The sequence below is a fragment of the Pseudanabaena sp. UWO310 genome, assembly GCF_006861605.1.
GTDB lineage: Bacteria > Cyanobacteriota > Cyanobacteriia > Pseudanabaenales > Pseudanabaenaceae > Pseudanabaena.
Genome location: NZ_SELU01000111.1, coordinates 1 through 8,668 on the forward strand (window position 1 = coordinate 1; position 8,668 = coordinate 8,668).

Annotated in this window: 6 protein-coding genes; 3 read left to right on the top strand and 3 right to left on the bottom strand. The window is 46.2% G+C overall.

Annotation, left to right across the window (positions count from 1 at the left end; all coding sequences use genetic code 11):
• Positions 1-729: 729 nt before the first annotated feature.
• On the bottom strand, positions 730-2,268 hold the full coding sequence (locus PseudUWO310_RS22295) for a leucyl aminopeptidase (RefSeq protein ID WP_143190557.1): 1,539 nt from the start codon (positions 2,266-2,268) through the stop codon (positions 730-732).
• 73 nt (positions 2,269-2,341) lie between these two features.
• Here PseudUWO310_RS22295 and PseudUWO310_RS22300 point away from each other — a divergent pair, with 73 nt between their 5' ends.
• The 3 genes from PseudUWO310_RS22300 (at position 2,342) to PseudUWO310_RS22310 (ending at position 5,293) form a co-directional block, all read left to right on the top strand.
• Positions 2,342-2,539: a hypothetical protein gene (locus PseudUWO310_RS22300; protein WP_143190558.1), complete on the top strand. Its 198-nt coding sequence runs from the start codon at positions 2,342-2,344 to the stop codon at positions 2,537-2,539.
• A 270-nt stretch (positions 2,540-2,809) separates the two neighbouring features.
• Entirely contained in the window at positions 2,810-4,603 is a 1,794-nt protein-coding gene (locus PseudUWO310_RS22305; protein ID WP_143190559.1) for a TolC family protein, read from the top strand.
• A 381-nt stretch (positions 4,604-4,984) separates the two neighbouring features.
• On the top strand, positions 4,985-5,293 hold the full coding sequence (locus PseudUWO310_RS22310) for a hypothetical protein (RefSeq protein ID WP_143190560.1): 309 nt from the start codon (positions 4,985-4,987) through the stop codon (positions 5,291-5,293).
• A 13-nt stretch (positions 5,294-5,306) separates the two neighbouring features.
• Here PseudUWO310_RS22310 and PseudUWO310_RS22315 read toward each other — a convergent pair whose 3' ends face one another.
• Both PseudUWO310_RS22315 and PseudUWO310_RS22320 read right to left on the bottom strand, forming a co-directional pair.
• The gene (locus PseudUWO310_RS22315; protein ID WP_009629608.1) at positions 5,307-6,947 is read right to left on the bottom strand and encodes an acetolactate synthase large subunit; all 1,641 of its coding nucleotides are present in this window, start codon (positions 6,945-6,947) and stop codon (positions 5,307-5,309) included.
• A 77-nt stretch (positions 6,948-7,024) separates the two neighbouring features.
• Positions 7,025-8,389: an NAD-dependent succinate-semialdehyde dehydrogenase gene (locus PseudUWO310_RS22320; protein WP_143190561.1), complete on the bottom strand. Its 1,365-nt coding sequence runs from the start codon at positions 8,387-8,389 to the stop codon at positions 7,025-7,027.
• Positions 8,390-8,668 lie beyond the last annotated feature (279 nt).

Below are 8,668 nucleotides of genomic sequence, written 5' to 3' on the forward strand. Positions count from 1 at the left end.
GGGCAGTGGTGACTAAGGATGTGCCTGCGGGGGTGGTGGTGGCAGGTGTGCCCGCAAAGGTGATGCGCGAGCTTTCAGAAGCAGAACAACAAAATGCGATCGCCCATGCCGAAAATTATTATCAGTTATCGCTATTGCATCAATGTTCGCAAGCAAAGCCATAGCTGCCATCAACTGTATCACCCAAAAAGAGGGTTGCCGCGCTCCGCGCGGCAACCCTCTTTTTGGGTTTATATCGCAAGTTACAGCAATTATCGATCAAACGAACCACAAGGGAATTTTTGAAAGCGTTGCTTTGCAACGCTTTCAAAAATTCCCTTGGTTTGGGTTTGAGCGCGAAGCGCTGTAAGAAATGAGTAGCGGCGCTTCGCGCTGCCACTCATCTTGTGAGCTTAAAGAATGGAGACAATTTTTGAAAGCGAAGCATCTTAAAACAGGCTTTGAGAAAGGGTTTGCTACGCAAACCCTTTCTCAAAGCCCAAAAGTAAAAGCCTTGCATCGCAAGGCTTTTACTTTCTTACTTTTCCCGTTATCTTGCTGTTTCAGCATAACCGCCAATATTCCTACCGCCACAAGTCTTATTCTAGCGTTGTACATTGTCATGAAGTAACACTTATTGCAAATACAGTTAATCCTGAAACTCCTTCCTAGAAAGCATTTCAGAGATGACGTGAAAAGTAAGTTTTACTTTTGGGCTTTTAAAATTTGCCAGCCTAACCCGAACTGACGTTAATTAAGGATCAAATTCACTAAAGTTCGCACTGCAAAACCCGTGCCGCCAGCATTGTTATAACCCGACTCGCGCTCAGTCCAGACTGGCCCTGCCACATCAAGATGCGCCCATGCCTTAGTTGTTTCCACAAATTGCTTCAGGAACAAAGCCCCCGTAATTGCTCCGCCCGCTCGCGAACCAGTGTTTTTAAAATCAGCCACGACCGATTTTAATTGATCGAAATAGGGATCTTCGAGGGGCATCCGCCATAATTTCTCGCCAGCATCCCGAGCAGCTTTAGCGATCGCCTCTGCCCAGCCATCATCAATCGACCACATTCCCCCAATATCTTCGCCCAGCGCCACCACACAAGCCCCTGTTAGCGTAGCAAGATCAACGATCGCATCGACCCCAAGGCGATCGGCATAGACGAGGGCATCGGCTAGGGTTAAGCGTCCTTCGGCATCGGTATTATTCACTTCAATAGTTTTACCATTAGAGGCGGTGAGGATATCTCCTGGACGCATGGCACTACCATTGACCATATTTTCGCAGGACGCGACGATAAAATGCACCTCGATGTCTGTGGGCTGGAGATGGGCGATCGCTTTTGCTGCACCGAGGGCTGCTGCCGAGCCACCCATATCGGTTTTCATCAGTTCGATACTGCTGCCCACACCAGTTTTAATATTTAAACCACCCGAATCAAAGGTCAATCCCTTGCCGACGATCGCTAATTTGCGCTTGGGCTCGCCATGACGGTAAGTGAGGTGGATGAACTTGGGAGGAATATCCGAAGCTCTAGCTACACCAAGAAAGGCTCCCATCCCCAAGGCTTCACAGTCGGCTTGTTCCAAAATTTTGACCGTGAAAAAATCTGACTCCTTCGCGATCGCGATCGCAGTATCAGCCAAGGTAATCGGAGTGACAATATTGGCTGGAGCCGATACTAATTCCCGCGCCAAAATTACCCCGTCAACAATTTGCTGCGCCTTCGCGATCGCAGGGCTTGCCAGATCGGGATCGGTTTCCAAAATTTCCACCTGCTCCAGAAAACTGGGATTGGTATTTTTAGACTTAAATCGCTTGTCTTGATGCGCCGCTAGTAATATCCCCTCAGCGATCGCTTGAGCCGTCACCGTAACGTCTTGATTGTAGGTAGGGAATGATAATGCGAACTTTTTCACCTTCTCTTTATTTGCCCATTTCACAGCTATTGCCGCCGATCTACGCCAAACATCGGCATTAGCTTGAGCAGGATCGCCCATACCAATCAAAATCACCTTGCGAATAGCATAGTCAATCCCCACACGACCGCTAACCGCAACCCCACTCTCCCCTAGAAATTCAGATTCGGCGATCAAATCTGTTAAGGTGCAACCCAGAACCTGAATATCTAATTTTTTTAATACTTCAGATAGTTCAAACGCTTTTTTTACAGAATTTTCTGACTGCTCATGCGGATCATGACTGGCTTTGGGGCTTGCAAAAACTGCGATCGCAAGAGCATCTCCATGCCACGCCTGCGGAACAGTTAATAAAGGAAGGATATTCATTTTTTAGATTTAGATATAGTCGGTAAATTTTATCGGATTACATTTAGCTATTAAAGCTCAGAAATTAAGCGCAATGGGAATTACTATTAAATATAGCTATAACCATAGCTATCCCAGTGTATCAAGACATAAAACCGAAAAGAGAGGCGCGGTACAAAGCGCTGCATCTCTCTTTTCGGTTTTGATTTTATCCGCACCTAACTGGCAATATAACTGGCAATATAACTGGCAATATAACTGGCAACAGGAATGCAATGGAAATTTGGGGTAAGTATCTCAGTACAATTAAAACCCTAAAACCTGCGGCGCAAGCTGCTCGTGCGCCACAGGTTTTAGGGTTTTATATTTAATTAAGCCCACTTACTTAGAGCTGATTAATATCTCTAAATTTCAAGGTTTGTACTACAATCTGTTATGCAAACATACAGGTGCTTTCATATTTACCCGATAGCATGATGATTGTGACGTACGAGCTATTAGAAGATGCTCGTTGTAAGGTATGTTGGCTGCTATTTAAATGCGAGGAGTGACGGACTGAATTATGCGAATTTCTTCCAGTTGGTTGACGCTTGGTGCGAGTTTATCGCTTCTGATTCCAGCTTGGACAGCCAATGCTCAAGAATTTAATCTACCTCTACGTCCTTTTACTAAGGTCGTTTTAGAGCCTGACACCACTGTTAATACCTCTAATAGCACTGCTAATATTTCTCGTCTTGCCACCTCGGAAGAGGTTACACCCCAGTCGGTGATTATTGACGAAGCACAATCTGAATCGGCAAATAAATCGACCAGTAGTTCGACCAGTAATTCGACCAGTAGTTCGACAAGCACCCAGAAAGCATCTCCAGATCCTGCCATGCCTCAGGTAGCGATCGCGACATTAGCTAAAGTCAATAATCAAGATCCACCGAAGCTGCTTTCTACTACTAATACAAATATCGTTCAAGATAGCCAGCGATCGCAACCTCAAAAAGTCAGTTCTTCCACGGAACCTGCCAGAATTGATCCCAATTCTACGGTTTATGAATCTGGCAAACTTGACCCTGCGCAGACCCTAGTTGTTCCCACCACACCCAGTCAAGTTAAGTTAGACCTTAGCAAACCAGTCACCCTCGCCGAACTTTTGGAATTAGTTGAAAGATCTAGCCCCGATTGGATTCAAGCAAAAATTGCCGTAGATCGCGCCCGTGCTGGATTGAGAGCTGCCGAAGCTGGACGTTCGCCCACTGTTTCCGCATCATCGAGGTATACCTATGGAAACTCGGTATTCTCACCGCCAACTGTCACAAATTCCACCACAAATTCCACCACAAATACCTCTACTACCCATGCGCTCACGGGTACTCTAGGCATTAGCTACAACATTTTTGATTCAGGGGTGAATGACAATACTATTGCTGCGGCTGAAAACAGCTTACGCATTGCGGAGGCATCACTCAATCAAGTCAATCAGACAATTCGGTTGAATATCGTGACAGCCTATTACAGTCTCCAAAATGCCGATGAAACGATCCGCATCCAACGCAAAGCCGTTGAAAATGCTGAACGAAGCCTGAAGGACACCAAATCCAGAGAGCGGGCAGGGGTTGGGACAAAGTTTGATGTTCTCCAATCCGAGGTCTCCCTTGCCAATGCCAAGCAAGACTTGCTCAATGCCGAAGCCTCCCAGTTAGTAGCCAGACGGGAATTATCTCGCCAGATCAACTATCCCCCGACCATTGAAATTACGGCTGCCGATAAAATTGCTCCTGTCGCAGCATGGAAAATGTCCTTAGAAGAATCGATCTTGCTGGCAGTCCGCAATCGTTCTGAACTTGACATTCGCAAGTTAGAGCGTGAAGTTGCTCGCAATAATGCCAATGCCACCTTATCAAGATTAGGTCCCCAAGTTAGCGTATTTACTAACTTTGATGCCTCTACTTCCTTTGTTAACAATGGTAGTGCTAGTGCGGACTACCAAGTTGGTTTGTCGTTAAGCTGGACGCTCTTTGATGGTGGCAAAGCGGCCGCGCAAGTAGATCAATACAAAGCCGATCAAGCCACAGCCGAGAGTAAGTTCGAGCAAGCCGCTCGTCAGGCTCGTTATGATGTGGAGTCAGCCTACATCAATCAGCGATCGCGTTTTCAACAGATTGACACGGCAACTAAAGCCGTTCAACAAGCAGAAGAAGCCCTACGTCTTGCACGTTTGCGCCTTGATGCTGGAGTTGGAACCCAACTTGAGGTCATCTCCGCTGAGTCAGATCTAACTCGTGCCGATGTTAACCGCGTTCAAGCAATCATTGGCTATAACCAATCCCGAGCCAATCTTGAAAGAGCCATCAATGGTATATAGGTAGCCGACACAATTAAGTAGCTAGGCGTAACCCAGAGGAGCATACCGCCCGCGCAGCAGGCGGTATGCTCTTCTAGGTTATAAGTTTACTTATACCTAGCTACTTAAAAATCAGAGTCACAAGCTATGGCGATCGCCATAGCTTTGTTAGTTTTGCGACTAGCTACTTCCCATTTTATAGCTGTCGCCACAAAACCCCAAATATGAGTGGCGGCGCGAAGCGCCGCCACTCACATAGCTACAGTCACTTGAATTACCCCAAGAATTGACTGGCGGCGCTTCGCGCCGCCAGTCAATTCTTGGGGTTTATGTCCTAGTACATTTGGCGATCGCTATATTTGCTATTCTTTTGATGCAAAGCAATTAAGCTGAATATTGATTATGGTGACAATTATGGATGGCGGTGTTTACGTTTTTTTCTTAGCTACCACTTTAATCATCTTATTTAGCCTCGAAACTAGCATTAAGCGCCTTGAGCGCAGGATGAAACGCATTGATTATGCTCTCGGCTTAATCCTCAATCGAATGGAAATAGAAATTCCATCCCAACTTTCAGAACGGGTTAAACAGATTGCACTCGACCCCTCCCGCAAAATTGAAGCAATTAAGATTTATCGTGAAGAAAATCGCTCAAGTCTTCTCGAAGCCAAAGAAGCTATCGAAAACTTTATAGAGCGCAATCAAAATTGACGATGTTTTATCTTTAAATCGGGCAAGACAATTCGCCCACTTTACGGGAAAAAAGCATATTTTCCCGATAATCAACGGGGCAATCGATAACGGCGGGAACATCCTGCCATAGGGCTTCTTTGAGAATGGGAATCAACTCGATCGCGGAAGTTACTCGATACCCTTTGAGCCCCATACTTTCCGCAAGCTTTACAAAATCGGGATTGCCAAACTTGATAAAAGCCGATCGCCCATAGTGGATCTGTTGCTTCCATTCAATCAAGCCATAACCACCATCATTAAAAATCAGCGTGACAAAGGGCGTACCGATCCGCGTGGCAGTCTCTAGTTCCTGCATATTCATCATGAAACCGCCATCACCCGTTACCGCTACGATCTTGCGATGGGGATGCACTAGCTTGGCGGCGATCGCTCCAGGAATCGCAATTCCCATCGCGGCAAAGCCATTGGAGATAATGCAAGTATTCGGGCGATCGCAATGGTAATGACGCGCCATCCACATTTTATGTGCACCCACATCAGAAATCACCACATCCTCGGCAGCCATCACTTGGCGAAGATCGTAGACGATTTTTTGCGGTTTAATGGGAAATCCTTCGTCATGGGCGTACTGTTCGTAGGTGGCAAGAATTTGCGGACGCAGATCGATCGCATGGGGCGAAGGCATTCCCGTGCGATCGCAACGATGCATAATCTCCACCAAGGAATCGGAAATATCGCCAACAATTTCTACCTGTGGCATATAACTGCTATCAACTTCCGCTGGTAACTCGGCAATGTGAATAATGGGAATTGTGCCTTTAGGATTCCATTTTTTGGGAGCGTACTCAATTAAGTCATAACCAACGGCGATCGCCAAGTCCGTTTCATCAAAAGCACAATTAATAATATCCCTTTGCTGTAAACCTAGCGACCAGAGAGCCAAAGGATGGCGATAAGGAATTACGCCTTTCCCCATAAAGGTATTTGCCACAGGGATATTTAAACGGGTGGCAAAATCCGTTAGCGCTTGGCTAGCACCAGAACGAATTGCCCCATTACCCACCAGAATGAGCGGATTTTTAGACTGGGCGATCAAGATCGCCGCTTCGGAAAGACTGCGATAGGAGGCATACATCGCGTTGCGATCGCTTTTGATCAAGAGCGGTTGCCCTGTAACTTCCATATCCGCAATATTTTCTGGCAAATCAATATGTACGGCTCCTGGCTTCTCTGACTTGGCAAGCTTAAAAGCTTTACGAATAATTTCTGGGGTAATACTTGGGCGCACAATTTGAGCATTCCATTTGGTCACAGGCTCAAACATGGCGACTAGGTCGAGGTATTGATGGGAATTGGTATGCATCCGATCGGTTCCCACTTGTCCCGTAATCGCGATCAATGGCGCACAATCCAAGTTGGCATCAGCAACCCCTGTCATCAAATTAGTAGCTCCCGGACCAAGGGTCGATAGACAGACTCCAGGTTTCCCCGTCAGTCGTCCGTATACATCCGCCATAAATGCGGCTCCCTGTTCATGGCGGGTAGTAATGAACTTAATTGATGAATTCTCAAGAGCATTGAGAACCGCCATATTCTCTTCTCCAGGGAGTCCGAAAATATATTCCACTCCTTCATTTTCTAGACATTTAACTAATAATTCTGCGGTATTCATTGTTTTACCTGATTTTACCTAGTTTTACCTAACTGGTTTGACCTAACTGGTTTGACCTAAAATATATGGAATGAACTCTAGGCGATCGCAATAGTTTTAATATTCACAAATTCGCGAATACCTTCGATACCCAACTCTCGACCAAAGCCCGATCGCTTAATCCCACCGAAAGGAAGTCGAGGATCGGACTTAACCATACTATTCACAAAGACTGAACCCGCTTCAATTTGAGCGATCGCTAGTTCTATTTCCCGTTCGTCCTTAGTCCAAATACTTGCCCCCAGCCCAAAGTTAGTGCTATTGGCAAGGGCGATCGCCTCCCTAATATTTTTGACGCGAAATACTGACGCAACGGGGCCAAAAAATTCTTCTTGATAGGGCGGCGCACCTAAGGGAATATCTACCAAAATTGTCGGGGCATAAAAATTTCCCTCCTGTTTAATGCGATATCCACCCACCAAAACCTTAGCACCCGCATTTACAGTTGCTTTCACCAGTCCATCCAATTCTTGCAAAATTTGTGGTGTAGCTAAGGGACCCACATCCGTTGCCGCTTGCATGGGATCGCCCACCTTCAAAGCCCTAAATTTCTCCGCAAACTTAGCAATAAATTGATCGGCGATCGCTTCTTCGAGAATGAAGCGCTTGGCGGCAATGCAGGTCTGCCCATTATTCATTACCCTCGCAGTTACCCCTGTAGCCACCGCAAGATCGAGATCGGCGGTTTTGAGAACGATAAATGGATCGCTGCCGCCTAGTTCCAAAACTACTTTTTTGAGATGATGCCCTGAGATCGCAGCGAGGCTTTGTCCAGCAGGTTCACTCCCCGTTAAAGTAGCAGCTTTTATCCTCGGATCAGCAACCAGATTCGCCACTCGATCCGCACCAATGAGTAGGGTTTGAAAAGCGCCATCGGGCAAGCCCACTGCATGGAAAATTTCCGCGATCGCCAAAGCGCATTGGGGCACATTGGAAGCATGTTTTAACAGCCCCACATTGCCCGCCATCAAGCAGGGTACGGCAAAGCGAAACACTTGCCAAAAGGGAAAGTTCCAAGGCATCACCGCCAAAATAATCCCTAGAGGTTGGTAGCGAATTAGGGCTTGACCAGCATCGATCGTGACAGGTGTGTCAGCTAAAAATTGCGGGGCATGTTCGGCATAAAACCGACAGAGATGGGCACATTTCTCAACTTCCGCGATCGCACTTTTGAGGGTTTTTCCCATCTCAAGGGTGATAATAATCCCAAATTCCGTTTTTTTTGCCTCAAGGATATCTGCAACTCGATACATCCATTGAGCGCGTTCGGCAAAACTGGTGTACTTGTAGGTCGCAAAGGTGCGATCGGCAAGGGCTAGTTTATGCTCGATTTCCCCATCTGTTAAAGGCGTAAAGGTCTTTAATACCTCTCCCGTTACAGGATTGATTGATGCGATCGCCACGATCTTTTCTCCATTCCTGAAAATCTATAACCAGCTCAAGATGCGCTTCAATAAACCATTTGGCAAGAACCATTTGGCAAGAACCATTTGGCAAGAACTATTTAAGACTGCTATAGATAAGATCTTAATCCTTGCGATCGCCAAATCCACCGATAATTCAACTTAATTTATGATTCATAAGTAAGTGGGCTTAATTAAATATAAAACTCTAAAACCTGCACCGCAGGTTTTAGATTTGGATTTTAATTATGCTGAGGTACTTATACGAGGTACTTATAC

Bases quoted from the DNA above. Each gene is read 5' to 3' on its own strand.
- PseudUWO310_RS22310 (WP_143190560.1), top strand. From the start codon at position 4,985: ATGGTGACAATTATGGATGGCGGTGTTTACGTTTTTTTCTTAGCTACC.
- PseudUWO310_RS22295 (WP_143190557.1), bottom strand. From the start codon at position 2,268: ATGAATATCCTTCCTTTATTAACTGTTCCGCAGGCGTGGCATGGAGAT.
- PseudUWO310_RS22305 (WP_143190559.1), top strand. From the start codon at position 2,810: ATGCGAATTTCTTCCAGTTGGTTGACGCTTGGTGCGAGTTTATCGCTT.
- PseudUWO310_RS22315 (WP_009629608.1), bottom strand. From the start codon at position 6,947: ATGAATACCGCAGAATTATTAGTTAAATGTCTAGAAAATGAAGGAGTG.
- PseudUWO310_RS22300 (WP_143190558.1), top strand. From the start codon at position 2,342: ATGGGAATTACTATTAAATATAGCTATAACCATAGCTATCCCAGTGTA.